General features: G+C 61.7%; 9 protein-coding genes, 4 tRNA genes and 1 rRNA gene. All 14 read right to left on the bottom strand.

Going from position 1 to position 15,261, the window contains the following annotated elements:
• Nucleotides 1-187 precede the first annotated feature (187 nt).
• The 14 genes from rpoC to rrf all read right to left on the bottom strand — a co-directional run bounded on the left by rpoC (nt 188) and on the right by rrf (nt 15,141).
• A complete protein-coding gene (rpoC, locus tag WS78_RS00550; RefSeq protein WP_038754740.1) occupies nt 188-4,426 on the bottom strand; it encodes a DNA-directed RNA polymerase subunit beta' in 4,239 nt (1,412 codons plus the stop codon).
• Nucleotides 4,427-4,447: 21 nt separating this feature from the next.
• Entirely contained in the window at nt 4,448-8,554 is a 4,107-nt protein-coding gene (gene rpoB / locus WS78_RS00545) for a DNA-directed RNA polymerase subunit beta (RefSeq protein ID WP_059577401.1), read from the bottom strand.
• 363 nt (nt 8,555-8,917) lie between these two features.
• Nucleotides 8,918-9,292, bottom strand: coding sequence for a 50S ribosomal protein L7/L12 (gene rplL, locus WS78_RS00540; protein ID WP_038754735.1), 375 nt, complete (start codon nt 9,290-9,292; stop codon nt 8,918-8,920).
• A gap of 72 nt (nt 9,293-9,364) precedes the next feature.
• The gene (gene rplJ / locus WS78_RS00535; RefSeq protein ID WP_006400668.1) at nt 9,365-9,862 is read right to left on the bottom strand and encodes a 50S ribosomal protein L10; all 498 of its coding nucleotides are present in this window, start codon (nt 9,860-9,862) and stop codon (nt 9,365-9,367) included.
• 297 nt (nt 9,863-10,159) lie between these two features.
• A complete protein-coding gene (gene rplA / locus WS78_RS00530; RefSeq protein ID WP_038754732.1) occupies nt 10,160-10,858 on the bottom strand; it encodes a 50S ribosomal protein L1 in 699 nt (232 codons plus the stop codon).
• The gene (rplK, locus tag WS78_RS00525) at nt 10,859-11,290 is read right to left on the bottom strand and encodes a 50S ribosomal protein L11 (RefSeq protein WP_004198368.1); all 432 of its coding nucleotides are present in this window, start codon (nt 11,288-11,290) and stop codon (nt 10,859-10,861) included.
• A 145-nt stretch (nt 11,291-11,435) separates the two neighbouring features.
• Complete coding sequence (gene nusG, locus WS78_RS00520) at nt 11,436-11,993, bottom strand: transcription termination/antitermination protein NusG (protein ID WP_004525645.1); 558 nt, start codon at nt 11,991-11,993, stop codon at nt 11,436-11,438.
• A 1-nt stretch (nt 11,994) separates the two neighbouring features.
• Nucleotides 11,995-12,375 (bottom strand): preprotein translocase subunit SecE, encoded by a 381-nt coding sequence (gene secE / locus WS78_RS00515; protein WP_038754729.1) that lies wholly within the window; start codon nt 12,373-12,375, stop codon nt 11,995-11,997.
• A gap of 42 nt (nt 12,376-12,417) precedes the next feature.
• A tRNA-Trp gene (locus WS78_RS00510) sits at nt 12,418-12,493 on the bottom strand.
• A 59-nt stretch (nt 12,494-12,552) separates the two neighbouring features.
• The gene (gene tuf / locus WS78_RS00505) at nt 12,553-13,743 is read right to left on the bottom strand and encodes an elongation factor Tu (protein WP_059577396.1); all 1,191 of its coding nucleotides are present in this window, start codon (nt 13,741-13,743) and stop codon (nt 12,553-12,555) included.
• Between the two features lie 62 nt (nt 13,744-13,805).
• A tRNA-Thr gene (locus WS78_RS00500) sits at nt 13,806-13,880 on the bottom strand.
• Nucleotides 13,881-13,904: 24 nt separating this feature from the next.
• A tRNA-Gly gene (locus WS78_RS00495) sits at nt 13,905-13,978 on the bottom strand.
• Nucleotides 13,979-14,021: 43 nt separating this feature from the next.
• Nucleotides 14,022-14,107: transfer RNA gene (locus WS78_RS00490), tRNA-Tyr, on the bottom strand.
• Nucleotides 14,108-15,027: 920 nt separating this feature from the next.
• A 5S ribosomal RNA gene (gene rrf / locus WS78_RS00485) occupies nt 15,028-15,141 on the bottom strand.
• Nucleotides 15,142-15,261 lie beyond the last annotated feature (120 nt).

Genomic DNA, 15,261 nt, shown 5'->3' with positions numbered 1-15,261 from the left:
ATGATGGACAGCGAAAAGAGCCGGTGGGTGGGATTTTACCAACGTCCCCGCGGCGAAAGGAGGACGGCGGTCACACGTTGTCCGTTCGGCCGACTCGCCGCCGCACGGTTCGCGCATAAAAAAAGCCGCCCGGTCGAAACCGGGCGGCTTCATCAGCAGGCTGGCAAAGCGGCTCGCGCCGCCTCGCTCACTCCGCCGGGTGTTGCGGCTCTTCGGCGGGCGCCGCCGGCGTGCCGAACTCGAACGCTTCTTCCGCTGCGATCTGGTCGAAACGCTCGCGATCAGACAGCTCCTTCGCCTTGCGCGCCTTGTGGAACGCGAGGCCGGTACCGGCCGGAATCAGACGGCCGACGATCACGTTTTCCTTCAGACCGCGCAGATCGTCGCGCTTGCCCATGATCGCCGCTTCCGTCAGCACGCGGGTCGTTTCCTGGAACGATGCCGCGGAGATGAACGAGTCGGTCGACAGCGACGCCTTCGTGATACCCAACAGGATGTTGTCGTACGTTGCCGGGCGCTTGTCCTCGGCGATCATGCGATCGTTCTCGTCCAGCATGTCCGAACGCTCGACCTGCTCGCCGGGGATGAAGCGCGTGTCGCCGTTGTCCACGATCTGCACACGGCGCAGCATCTGACGCACGATCACTTCGATGTGCTTGTCGTTGATCTTCACACCCTGCAGACGGTACACGTCCTGCACTTCGTCGACGATGTAGCGCGACAGCGCCTCGATACCCTGCAGGCGCAGGATGTCGTGCGGATCGGCCGGGCCGTCCACGATCATTTCGCCCTTGTTGACGACCTGACCGTCGTGGACGAGCACCTGCTTTTCCTTTGCGATCAGGAACTCGTGCTGGCTGCCCTCGAGGTCCGTGATGACGAGACGCTGCTTGCCCTTCGTGTCCTTGCCGAACGACACCGTGCCGGTGACTTCCGCGAGGATGCCCGCATCCTTCGGCGAACGCGCTTCGAACAGCTCGGCGACTCGCGGCAGACCACCGGTAATGTCACGGGTCTTCTGCGATTCGGTCGGGATACGTGCGAGCACTTCACCGACCTGCACCTGCTGACCGTCCTTCACGGTGATCAGCGCGCCGACCTGGAAGCCGATCTGCACCGAGTGCTCCGTGCCCGGGATCTTCACTTCGTCGCCGTTCGCGTCGAGCAGCTTCACCTGCGGACGCACGCTCTTCGCAGCCTGCGAGCCGCGGCGCTTCACGTCGATCACGACGAGGGTCGACAGGCCGGTCACGTCGTCGATCTGCTTCGCGACCGTCACGCCTTCCTCGACGTTTTCGAACTTCACCGTACCGCCGTACTCGGTGATGATCGGGCGCGTCAACGGGTCCCACGTCGCGAGTTGCGTGCCCGCCTTGATCGCCGCGCCGTCGAGCTGCAACAGCGTCGCGCCGTACGGGATCTTGTGACGCTCGCGCTCGCGGCCGATGTCGTCGGTGATCAGCGCCTCGCCCGAACGCGAGATGACGATCTGCTCGCCCTTCGCGTTCGTCACGTAGCGCATCGACGCCGTGAAGCGCACCGTGCCGTTGCTCTTCGCTTCCACCGACGAGGCCACTGCCGCACGCGATGCCGCACCACCGATGTGGAACGTACGCATCGTCAGCTGCGTGCCCGGTTCGCCGATCGACTGCGCGGCGATCACGCCGACCGCTTCGCCGACGTTCACGAGCGAGCCGCGGCCGAGATCGCGGCCGTAGCACGACGCGCACAGGCCGTAGCGCGTTTCGCAGGTCAGCGCCGTGCGCACGCGCACTTCGTCGATGCCGAGACGCTCGATGTCTTCCACCGCCGTTTCGTCGAGCAGCGTGCCCGCTTCGTACAGCGTTTCCTGCGTTTCCGGATTGACGACGTCCGACGCGGCGACGCGGCCGAGGATACGGTCGCGCAGCGCTTCGACGACTTCACCGCCTTCGACGAGCGCCTTCATCGCGACGCCGTTGCTCGTGCCGCAATCGTCCTCGACCACGACGAGATCCTGCGTCACGTCGACGAGACGACGCGTCAGATAACCCGAGTTCGCGGTCTTCAGTGCCGTATCAGCCAGACCCTTACGTGCACCGTGGGTCGAGATGAAGTACTGCAACACGTTCAGGCCTTCGCGGAAGTTCGCGGTAATCGGCGTCTCGATAATCGAGCCGTCCGGCTTCGCCATCAGGCCGCGCATACCGGCCAGCTGACGAATCTGCACCGCCGAACCCCGGGCGCCCGAGTCGGCCATCATGTAGATCGAGTTGAACGACTCCTGGCGCGTCGCGTTGCCGTCGCGGTCCGTCACCGGCTCCGTCGACAGCTGCTCCATCATCGCCTTGCCGACCGCTTCCGACGTCGCCGACCAGATGTCGACCACGTTGTTGTAGCGTTCCTGCGCGGTGACGAGACCCGACATGTACTGGCGGTCGTACTCCTTCACCTTCTTCGCGGCGTCGCCGACGATCGTTTCCTTCTGCGGCGGCACGAGCATGTCGTCCACGCAGATCGAAATGCCGGCGCGCGTCGCGAGACGGAAACCCGACTGCATCAGTTGATCGGCGAACACCACCGTCGCGCGCAGGCCGCACTTGCGGAACGCCGTGTTGATCAGGCGCGAGATTTCCTTTTTCTTCAGCGGCTTGTTCAGCACCGAGAACGGCAGGCCGGCCGGCAGAATTTCCGACAGGATCGCGCGGCCGACGGTCGTCGCGTACAGCGAGATCTTCGGCACGAACTGCGGCGCGCCTTCGGAGGTGTCCTCGTTGCGGACCATTTCGGTGATCCGCACGTTGACGCGCGACGCGAGCTCGACTTCCTTGTTCTCGTACGCGCGGATCACTTCCGACACGCCGGTGAACGACAGGCCTTCACCCTTCGCGTTGATCGCTTCGCGGGTCGCGTAGTACAGACCCAGCACGATATCCTGCGACGGCACGATCGACGGATCGCCGTTGGCCGGGAACAGCACGTTGTTCGACGCGAGCATCAGCGTGCGCGCTTCCATCTGCGCTTCGAGCGACAGCGGCACGTGAACGGCCATCTGGTCACCGTCGAAGTCGGCGTTGAACGCCGCGCAGACGAGCGGGTGCAGCTGGATCGCCTTGCCTTCGATCAGCACCGGCTCGAACGCCTGGATACCGAGACGGTGCAGCGTCGGCGCACGGTTCAGCATCACCGGGTGCTCGCGGATCACCTCTTCGAGGATGTCCCACACCACCGGCGTCTGGTTCTCGACTTCCTTCTTCGCAGCCTTGATGGTCGTAGCTACCCCCATCACTTCCAGCTTGTTGAAGATGAACGGCTTGAACAGCTCGAGCGCCATCAGCTTCGGCAGGCCGCACTGGTGCAGCTTCAGCGTCGGGCCGACCACGATGACCGAACGGCCCGAGTAGTCGACGCGCTTGCCCAGCAGGTTCTGACGGAAACGACCGCCCTTGCCCTTGATCATGTCGGCGAGCGACTTCAGCGGACGCTTGTTCGCGCCCGTCATCGCCTTGCCGCGGCGGCCGTTGTCGAGCAGCGAGTCGACAGCTTCCTGCAGCATCCGCTTTTCGTTGCGAACGATGATTTCCGGGGCCTTCAGCTCGAGCAGACGCTTCAACCGGTTGTTACGGTTGATCACGCGGCGGTACAGGTCGTTCAGGTCCGACGTCGCGAAACGGCCGCCGTCCAGCGGCACGAGCGGACGCAGTTCCGGCGGCAGCACCGGCAGCACTTCGAGGATCATCCACTCGGGCTTGATGCCCGAGCGCTGGAATGCCTCGAGGACCTTCAGGCGCTTCGCGTACTTCTTGATCTTCGCTTCCGAGCCGGTGTTCTTCAGCTCGGTGCGCAGCGTCTCGACCTGCTCGTCGATGTTGATCGCGCGCAGCAGCTCGCGCACGCCTTCCGCGCCCATCTCGGCACGGAATTCGTCGCCGTATTCCTCGACCTTGTTGTAGTAATCCTCTTCGGTCATGATCTGCCGCGCCTTCAGCGGCGTCATGCCCGGTTCGATCACCACGTACGCTTCGAAGTACAGCACGCGCTCGATGTCGCGCAGCGTCATGTCGAGCACCATGCCCAGACGCGACGGCAGCGACTTCAGGAACCAGATGTGCGCGACCGGCGAGGCCAGCTCGATGTGGCCCATCCGCTCGCGGCGCACCTTCGCCAGCGTCACTTCGACGCCGCACTTCTCGCAGATCACGCCGCGGTGCTTCAGGCGCTTGTACTTGCCGCACAGGCACTCGTAGTCCTTGATCGGCCCGAAGATCTTCGCGCAGAAGAGACCATCGCGTTCCGGCTTGAACGTACGGTAGTTGATGGTCTCCGGCTTCTTCACTTCGCCGAACGACCACGAACGGATCTTGTCCGGCGAGGCCAGACCGATCTTGATCGCGTCAAAAACTTCTTCTTGTTGGACTTGCTTGAATAGATCGAGCAGAGCTTTCATTGCTTTCTCTCCGTAGTCCGATTAATTGCGGTCGAGATCGATATCGATACCGAGCGAGCGGATTTCCTTCACCAGCACATTGAAGGATTCCGGCATGCCGGCGTCGATCACGTGGTCGCCCTTGACCAGGTTTTCATAAACCTTGGTCCGGCCGGTCACGTCGTCCGACTTCACCGTCAGCATTTCCTGCAGCACGTAGGACGCGCCATACGCTTCGAGCGCCCACACTTCCATTTCACCGAAACGCTGGCCACCGAACTGCGCCTTACCGCCGAGCGGCTGCTGCGTAACGAGCGAGTACGGGCCCGTCGAACGCGCGTGCATCTTGTCGTCGACCAAGTGGTGCAGCTTCAGGTAGTGCATGTAGCCCACCGTCACGCGGCGCTCGAACGGCTCGCCCGTGCGGCCGTCGTACAGGCGCACCTGGTTCTTCGACGGGTTCATGTCGAGCTGCTCGGCGATGTTGTCCGGGAACGCGAGATCGAGCATCTTCGACATCTCTTCCTCGGTCGCACCGTCGAACACCGGCGTCGCGAACGGCACGCCTTCGCGCAGGTTCTTCGCGAGCTCGAGGATTTCGTCGTCGCTGAAGCTGTCCAGCTCTTCCGCGCGGCCCGACTCGTTGTAGATCTTCGTCAGGAACACGCGCAGTTCCTCGATCTTCGTCTGGCGCGCGAGCATTTCGCCGATACGCCAGCCGAGGCCCTTCGCGGCCCAGCCGAGATGCACTTCCAGAACCTGACCCACGTTCATCCGCGACGGCACGCCGAGCGGGTTCAGCACGACGTCCGCCGGACGGCCGTCGGCCATGTACGGCATGTCTTCAACCGGAACGATCTTCGACACGACACCCTTGTTACCGTGACGGCCTGCCATCTTGTCGCCAGGCTGCAGGCGACGCTTGACCGCGAGGTACACCTTGACCATCTTCAGCACGCCCGGCGGCAGTTCGTCGCCTTGCGTGAGCTTCTTGCGCTTCTCTTCGAACGCGAGGTCGAACTGGTGACGCTTTTCTTCGATCGAGTTCTTGATCGCTTCGAGCTGCGCCGCCGCTTCGTCGTCCGCGAGACGGATGTCGAACCAGTGGTAGTGGTCGAGGTCTTCCAGGTAAGCCTGGTCGATCTTCGTGCCCTTCGCGAGCTTCTTCGGACCACCGTTCGCGACCTTGCCCACGAGCATGCGCGCGAGACGCTGGAACGCGTCGCCTTCCACGATGCGCAGCTGGTCGTTCAGGTCGAGACGGTAGCGCTTCAGTTCGTCGTCGATGATCTGTTGCGCACGCTTGTCGCGCTGGATGCCTTCACGCGTGAACACCTGGACGTCGATCACGGTGCCGCTCATGCCCGACGGCACGCGCAGCGACGTGTCCTTCACGTCCGACGCCTTCTCGCCGAAGATCGCGCGCAGCAGCTTCTCTTCCGGCGTCAGCTGGGTCTCGCCCTTCGGCGTGACCTTGCCGACCAGCACGTCGCCCGCTTCGACTTCCGCACCGATGTACACGATGCCCGATTCGTCGAGACGGCCGAGCTGGACTTCCGCCAGGTTCGAGATGTCGCGCGTGATTTCTTCCGGCCCGAGCTTCGTGTCGCGTGCAACGACGCTCAGCTCTTCGATGTGGATCGACGTGTAGCGATCGTCGGCCACGACCCGCTCCGAGATCAGGATCGAATCCTCGAAGTTGTAGCCGTTCCACGGCATGAACGCGATCAGCATGTTCTGGCCGAGCGCGAGCTCGCCCAGGTCGGTCGACGCGCCGTCGGCCAGCACGTCGCCGCGCGCAACCTTGTCGCCCATCTTCACGATCGGACGCTGATTGATGTTCGTGTTCTGGTTCGAACGCGTGTACTTCATCAGGTTGTAGATGTCGACGCCGACTTCACCCGCGACCGCTTCGTCGTCGTTCACGCGAATCACGATACGGCCCGCGTCGACATAGTCGACGACGCCGCCGCGCAACGCCTGCACCGTCGTGCCCGAGTCGACCGCCACGGTGCGCTCGATGCCGGTACCGACGACGGGCTTCTCCGGACGCAGACACGGCACGGCCTGGCGCTGCATGTTCGAGCCCATCAGCGCGCGGTTCGCATCGTCGTGCTCGAGGAACGGAATCAGCGACGCTGCAACCGACACGATCTGCGACGGCGCCACGTCCATGTATTGGATGCGGTCCGGCGTGACCATCATCGTTTCGCCGGCTTCACGCGACGACACCAGTTCGTCGACGAGCGAGCCGTCGTCGCTGATCGCCGCGTTCGCCTGCGCGATCATGTAACGGCCTTCCTCGATCGCCGACAGATAATCGATCTGGTCGGTCACCTTGCTGTCGACGACCTTGCGGTACGGCGTCTCGAGGAAGCCGTACTCGTTCAGGTGCGCGTACAGCGCGAGCGAGTTGATAAGACCGATGTTCGGACCTTCCGGCGTTTCGATCGGGCACACGCGGCCGTAGTGGGTCGGGTGCACGTCGCGCACTTCGAAGCCCGCGCGCTCGCGCGTCAGGCCGCCCGGGCCCAGTGCGGAAACACGGCGCTTGTGCGTGATTTCCGACAGCGGGTTGGTCTGGTCCATGAACTGCGACAGCTGCGACGAACCGAAGAACTCGCGGATCGCCGACGAAATCGGCTTCGAGTTGATCAGGTCGTGCGGCATCAGGTTTTCGCTCTCGGCCTGGCCGAGGCGTTCCTTCACCGCGCGCTCGACGCGCACGAGGCCCGCGCGGAACTGGTTTTCCGCCAGTTCGCCGACGCAGCGCACGCGCCGGTTGCCGAGGTGGTCGATATCGTCCACTTCGCCCTTGCCGTTGCGCAGCTCGACGAGGATCTTGATCGTCGCGAGGATGTCGTCGTCCTGCAGCGTCATCGGGCCGATGATCTCGTCACGGCCGACGCGGCGGTTGAACTTCATGCGGCCGACCTTCGACAGGTCGTACGCGTCTTCGCTGTAGAACAGGCGGTTGAACAGCGCCTCGACGGCTTCTTCCGTGGGCGGCTCGCCCGGGCGCATCATCCGGTAAATCGCGATGCGCGCGGCCGTCTTGTCGACGGTTTCGTCGACACGCAGCGTCGACGAGATGTACGGGCCCTGGTCCAGATCGTTCGTGTAGAGCGTCTGGATTTCGTTGATCTTCGCTTCGCGCAGCTTCTCGAGCACACCTTCCGTGATCTCGTCGTTCGCGTTCGCGATCACTTCGCCCGTGTCGCCGTCGACAACGTTCTTCGCCAGCACGCGGCCGAGCAGATAGTCTTCGGGCACCGAGATGTACTTGGTCTTCGCGGCTTCGAGATCGCGAATGTGCTTCGCGTTGATCCGCTTGTCCTTCTGGACGATGACCTTGCCTTCGCGATCAGTGATGTCGAAGCGCGCGACTTCGCCGCGCAGGCGCTCGGGCACGAACTCCATCTGCGCGCCTTCGTCCATCAGCGTGAAGTTGTCGAAGACGAAGAAGTTCGCGAGGATCTGTTCCGGCGTGAGGCCGATCGCCTTCAACAGAATCGTGACCGGCATCTTGCGACGACGGTCGACGCGGAAGAACAGCACGTCCTTCGGATCGAATTCGAAGTCGAGCCAAGAGCCGCGGTACGGAATGATCCGCGCGGAGAACAGCAGCTTGCCCGAGCTATGCGTCTTGCCCTTATCGTGTTCGAAGAACACGCCGGGCGACCGGTGCAGCTGCGACACGATCACGCGCTCGGTGCCGTTGATGACGAACGAACCGGTCGGCGTCATGAGCGGAATTTCGCCCATGTACACTTCCTGTTCCTTCACTTCCTTGACGACGGGCTTGCTCGGCGACTCCTTGTCGAGGAGCACGAGGCGCACCTTCGCGCGCAGCGCCGAGCAATAGGTCAGGCCGCGCTGCTGGCATTCCTTGATGTTGAACGCCGGCGACGACAACGCATAGCTCACGAACTCGAGACGAGCAAAGCCGTTATGCGAGACGATGGGAAACACCGACGTGAAGGCCGCCTGCAACCCTTCGGACTTGCGTTGCGCGGTGAGCACATCGGCTTGCAGAAATGTGCTGAATGATTCAAGCTGGGTGGCCAGCAGAAAAGGCACTTGGTGAACGATGGAACGCTTCGCGAAACTCTTGCGAATGCGCTTCTTCTCGGTGAAGGAATATTGCATACGATCTCCGAATCACGACGGGCGCTATCGAGGCGGGATACCTTGACGTGTCAAACCCGAGTGTTCACCGACTGAGACCCGATGGCCGTCCGACGGCACGAGCCGAGAAGCTTGGTGGTTGGCCGCTACCAACCGCTGGCTGACGGCAGCGGATGCCTGTGTTGCCCGCTGCCCGACCAAACTTGCCTTCTGCAGTCGCTTCAGAAGACAAAGAGAATCGCCGATCGATCGTGGATAGGCGTTTTTCTTTGGCTTCTAAGGGGGCTCGTCCAACCTCTTCAAAGAGTGTCAAAACACTGCCCCCACAAAGCACAAAAAGGCCGGCGGTGAAAAACCGCCAGCCTTCGCACAGCGCGTCGAAACTTACTTGATTTCGACCTTCGCGCCAGCTTCTTCCAACTTCTTCTTCGCATCGTCGGCAGCGGCCTTGTCCACGCCTTCCTTGACGGGCTTCGGCGCGCCGTCGACGAGGTCCTTCGCTTCCTTCAGGCCCAGGCCCGTGAGTTCGCGAACGGCCTTGATGACGGAAACCTTGTTGGCGCCGGTTTCAGCCAGAACGACCGTGAATTCGGTCTTTTCTTCAGCAGCAGCAGCCGCGCCGCCGGCAGCCGGGCCAGCAACGGCGACAGCAGCAGCCGACACGCCAAACTTCTCTTCGAACGCCTTGACCAGCTCGTTCAGTTCCAGAACGGTCATCCCTTCGACTGCGGCCAGGATGTCTTCTTTTGCGATTGCCATTTGAAATACTCCTAAATTGAATTCGGATACAGCCAGCGATCAGTGACGCTGATGTGCGTTCGCGCGTAGCAATTACGCAGCTTCGGCTTGCTTCTTCTCGGCGAGCGCGGCCAGAGCGCGCGCAAAGCCGGAAACAGGCGCTTGCATGACGAACAGCAGCTTCGAGAGCAGTTCTTCGCGGCTCGGGATGCTGGCGAGCGCTTGCACGCCTGCCTTGTCCATCACCTTGCCATCGAACGAACCGGCCTTGATGACCAACTTGTCATTGCTCTTGCTGAAGTCGTTGACGACCTTAGCAGCGGCAATTGCATCTTCCGAGATGCCGTAGATCAGGGGACCAGTCATCTGCTCTGCCAGCGGAGCAAACGGCGTACCTTCGACGGCGCGGCGCGCCAGCGTGTTCTTCAGAACGCGCAGGTAAACCTTTTGCTCGCGCGCTTTCGCGCGCAGCGTGGTCAGATCGCCAACCGCAATTCCACGATACTCAGCGAGCACAACGGTCTGGGCCTTCGCAACTTGCGCGGCAACCTCAGCGACGACGGCTTGCTTGTCTTCTCTATTAAGCGGCACGGTTAGCCTCCAGAAACGATACGCTTCGCATGACGCGTCGCGCACCTCGTTCAACAACGGCGTCCGACTCGTTAGGAGTATTTCCGCTGAAGATCGCCGATCTCTCGTCGATCTCTCGCTTCACCACTGCAAAACTCTTTCGGGTTCGCCATCTGCGTTGGCTTGAATTAAGGGAGCGCCCGACTGCTGCATTCCCACCAACGGTCTTTGATAACCGGTCGCTCGATGGTGCTCCTTCGAACGACCGCCCAAAGCCCTTTTGAGCCGCCTCTCCCGGACGCGGCTCGAATACTTCGCTTACTGCGCGGCCAGCGAGCCTTGGTCGACGCGAACGCCGACACCCATCGTGCTCGACAGCGCGATCTTGCGCAGGTACACGCCCTTGCTCGTCGCCGGCTTCGCCTTCTGCAGCGCTTCGATCAGCGCCGACAGGTTCGTGCGCAGCGCGGTCGACTCGAACGATGCACGGCCGATCGTCGCATGGATGATACCGGCCTTGTCGACGCGGAACTGCACCTGACCCGCCTTCGCGTTCTTCACTGCGGTCGCGACATCCGGCGTGACCGTGCCGACCTTCGGGTTCGGCATCAGGCCGCGCGGGCCGAGGATCTGGCCCAGCGTACCGACGATACGCATCGTGTCCGGCGAAGCGATCACGATGTCGAAGTCCATTTGACCGGCCTTGATCTGCTCAGCCAGATCTTCCATGCCGACCACTTCGGCGCCGGCGGCGCGCGCTTGCTCTGCCTTCTCGCCTTGCGCGAACACGGCAACGCGAACCGACTTGCCGGTACCGGCCGGCAGCACGACCGAACCACGAACGACCTGGTCCGACTTCTTCGCGTCGATGCCGAGTTGAACCGCGACGTCGATCGATTCGTTGAACTTCGCGCTCGCGCATTCCTTCACGAGAGCGAGGGCCTCGTCGATCGCGTACAGCTTCTGACGATCGACCTTAGCGGCAAATGCCTGACGGCGCTTCGAGATCTTGGCCATTTACACGCCCTCCACAGTGATGCCCATCGAGCGTGCGCTACCAGCGATGGTGCGAACGGCCGCGTCGAGATCAGCTGCCGTAAGATCCGGCATCTTGGTCTTCGCGATTTCTTCCGCTTGTGCGCGGGTGATCTTGCCGACCTTGTCGGTGTGGGGTTTGCTCGAGCCCTTGTCGACCTTCGCCGCCTTCTTGATCAGAACCGTCGCGGGCGGGGTCTTCATCACGAACGTGAAGCTCTTGTCCGCGTATGCCGTGATGACGACCGGCACCGGCAGGCCCGGCTCCATGCCTTGAGTCTGCGCGTTGAACGCCTTGCAGAACTCCATGATGTTCAGGCCGCGCTGGCCCAGCGCCGGACCGACCGGCGGCGACGGGTTGGCTTTACCTGCAGGGATCTGCAGCTTGATAAAGCCGACAATCTTCTTTGCCATTTGAAAACCTCGTTGGAACGCATGCAAGCGTTCGGTGAGTGATAACGCGGGTTCGTCGTGCGACTACTTGCGCTCCTCAACGGCCATTGACGCGGGCCGTAAGCGCGAAGGTGGGCAGCTCCCGGAGCTGCCCACCTGAACTTGCTCAAACCTTTTCGACCTGCCCGAATTCCAGCTCGACCGGCGTTGCTCGGCCGAAGATGGTGACGGACACCCGAACTCGCGATTTTTCGTAGTTCACTTCTTCGACCGTGCCGTTGAAGTCCGTGAACGGGCCTTCCTTCACGCGCACCATCTCGCCGACTTCGAACAGGGTCTTCGGGCGCGGCTTTTCCACGCCTTCCTGCATTTGCGACATGATTTTTTCGACTTCCCGCGGGGAAATCGGGCTCGGGCGATTGCGCGCCCCGCCGACGAAACCGGTGACCTTCGCGGTGTTTTTCACGAGGTGCCACGTTTCGTCCGTCATTTCCATTTCGACCAGCACGTAGCCGGGGAAGAAACGACGCTCGGTCACCGCCTTGTGACCACCCTTGACTTCAACCACTTCCTCGGTCGGAACCAGGATCTGGCCGAACTTGTCCTGCATGCCGGCACGCTCGATGCGCTCCTGAAGCGCGCGTTGCACGCTCTTCTCCATGCCGGAGTAGGCGTGCACGACGTACCAACGTTTTCCGCTCGGGGATGCCGGAGTATCGCTCATATCATTTCCAACCCAGAATCGCCGAGAAAATCACCCATTCGATGGACTTATCGCTTAGCCAAAGAAAGAGCGCCATGACCAGCACAAAACCGAAGACGACGAGCGTGGTTTGCGTGGCTTCTTTGCGCGTGGGCCAAACGACTTTACGCACTTCGCGATACGAATCCTTCGCAAAAGCGATGAAGCTCTTACCAGGAAGCGATATCAGCGCGACGCCCACACCGGCGACCACCCCCACTGCCAAAGCAGCGCCGCGGACATACCACTCCTTGCCGCCAAGCAAGAAGAAGCCCGCAAATCCGGCCAAGACCAACAATACACCCAGGGCCAGCATCAGCTTATCGCCGGAGGTATTAACAGTTTCGACGGAAGGATTCGCCATAACACTCTAAAACAAACGCCACGCAAAGAAACGTGGCTTATGTGGCAGGGGCAGAGGGAATCGAACCCCCAACCTTCGGTTTTGGAGACCGACGCTCTGCCAGTTGAGCTATACCCCTAGACCATGCTGGGACCGGCTGGCGCCGGCCCCCAAACTGTCGATCAGCGAGTAACTGGCTTACTCGATGATCTTGGCGACGACGCCGGCGCCGACGGTGCGGCCGCCTTCGCGGATCGCGAAGCGCAGACCTTCTTCCATCGCGATCGGCGCGATCAGCTTCACCGTGATCGACACGTTGTCGCCCGGCATCACCATTTCCTTGTCCTTCGGCAGCTCGATCGAGCCCGTCACGTCCGTCGTACGGAAGTAGAACTGCGGACGGTAGTTGTTGAAGAACGGCGTGTGACGGCCGCCTTCGTCCTTGCTCAGCACGTACACTTCAGCCGTGAAGTGCGTGTGCGGCGTGATCGAACCCGGCTTCGCCAGAACCTGGCCGCGCTCCACGTCTTCACGCTTCGTGCCGCGCAGCAGGATACCGACGTTGTCGCCTGCCTGACCTTGGTCCAGCAGCTTGCGGAACATTTCCACGCCCGTGCAGGTCGTCTTCGCCGTCGCCTTGATACCGACGATTTCGATTTCCTCGCCGACCTTGACCACGCCACGCTCGACACGACCCGTCACCACCGTACCGCGGCCCGAGATCGAGAACACATCTTCCACCGGCATCAGGAACGCACCATCCACCGCGCGTTCCGGCGTCGGGATGTACGTGTCCAGCGCGTCCGCCAGGTTCATGATCGCCACTTCGCCCAGCTCGCCCTTGTCGCCTTCCAGCGCCAGCTTCGCCGAACCCTTGATGATCGGCGTGTCGTCGCCCGGGAAGTCGTACTTCGACAGCAGTTCGCGCACTTCCATCTCGACCAGCTCGAGCAGCTCGGCGTCGTCCACCATGTCGCACTTGTTCAGGAACACGATGATGTACGGCACGCCGACCTGACGCGCCAGCAGGATGTGCTCACGCGTTTGCGGCATCGGGCCGTCTGCTGCCGAGCACACCAGGATCGCGCCGTCCATCTGCGCCGCGCCCGTGATCATGTTCTTCACGTAGTCGGCGTGGCCCGGGCAGTCGACGTGTGCGTAGTGGCGGTTCGCCGTTTCGTACTCGATGTGCGCCGTGTTGATCGTGATGCCGCGCGCCTTTTCTTCCGGCGCCGCGTCGATTTCGTCGTACTTCTTCGCTTCGCCGCCGAACTTCGCCGACAGAACCGTCGCGATCGCCGCCGTCAGCGTCGTCTTGCCGTGGTCAACGTGACCAATCGTACCAACGTTCACGTGCGGCTTGGTCCGCTCAAACTTTTCCTTGGCCATTTTCAACTCCCGAAAGGAATTTCACATGTTGCGCCGCGCGCAAACAGACACCGACTACCTGCTGGTGCCCATGGGCAGGATCGAACTGCCGACCTCTCCCTTACCAAGGGAGTGCTCTACCACTGAGCCACATGGGCGCTTTACGTTTCAACTGCCTGAACTGGAGCGGGTGAAGGGAATCGAACCCTCGTCGTAAGCTTGGAAGGCTTCTGCTCTACCATTGAGCTACACCCGCAAGGGCCAGCAACGATTCCCTATACCGCTCTGTGCTTATGTCTTGGTGGAGGAGGTTGGATTCGAACCAACGTAGGCGTAAGCCAACAGATTTACAGTCTGCCCCCTTTAGCCACTCGGGCACCCCTCCGTAGAGAACTGACGATTATGGGGGTACATCGAATTCGTGTCAAGCGCGTCGTTGAGATTATTTGCATCTTCTTCGAGCGCACCGATGTCGTTCAACCTGCGCCGCCGTTTTTCAGTTGTCATTGCATCGGCAACAGGACCGAGCTTGCGGACTACTGAATCCAACGGGACGTCTGGTACCGCCTGTCGTCGCCCCCCCGTCTGCCCGGCAAAAAACGCGCCGGAAAACGGAAGACCTGAATCATACGGCGTTGGAAGAACGCCGCCAAGTGCCAAACGGCGATTGGGCTCGAAAAGAAATCGTCACGGATGTAAAAGTAGAATCAATAATCTGGCCCCGAATATGAATCTCCGCTTGCAGGGTTAGGCGTGCGCAAGCGTCGACACAAGCGCATTGCCGCTGTCGAGCGCATGTCACTGCTGTTGCCAACTGGCCCGAGCCAGAGCTGGCGGATGGACTTTGTCGCTGACGGGTGAGCTCATGAGCAGCGCTTGCACTGCCTGAATGTGGTCGACGACTACACGCGCAAATGCCGGGTTATCGAGGTCAACACCCCGTTGTCCTGACTTCGCGCGGTACAGGTTTGCAGCGCTTGGACAAGATGCGTGGGTTGCCTACCTCGATCACCGTTGATAGCGGCTCGGAGTTCGCGGCGAAGCACTGGATGCCTGGGCCTATGATGTCCGCATACGCAGCACCAGCTTTAACCTCGGACTCACGCACCGGATTGGACTAGACGCGAGGGCTGGTCGAATCCCAAGAGCGCGTGCGTACCGTCCGAGAGGCCCGCCCGCGCTCGAGCGAGAAGGGAGTCGAGGCGGGAGTTGGAGCGCGAGGCTCCTGCCGAGGGCGTTCAGGGGATTGGCGAAGGCGTAAAAAGCAAAACCCCCGCCGGCGAGGGCGGGGGTTTTCAGAGGGGAGCCTGACGATTACCTACTTTCACACGGGCAATCCGCACTATCATCGGCGTGGAGTCGTTTCACGGTCCTGTTCGGGATGGGAAGGGGTGGGACCGACTCGCTATGGTCATCAGGCAAAGAGGGTTGTTCTGCTGGCGCGGCCAACAGAACCAATCTGGGAAGAAGCAGTAATCTTGGGTGGGTTGTGAGGTTGTATCTCACACATACGCGGTACTTCAACCGCAGTACGTCGAG

Source organism: Burkholderia savannae, from assembly GCF_001524445.2.
GTDB classification, from domain to species: Bacteria; Pseudomonadota; Gammaproteobacteria; order Burkholderiales; family Burkholderiaceae; genus Burkholderia; species Burkholderia savannae.
The sequence above is the reverse complement of the archived record's forward strand: the minus strand, read 5'-3'. Positions and strand labels throughout refer to the sequence as shown.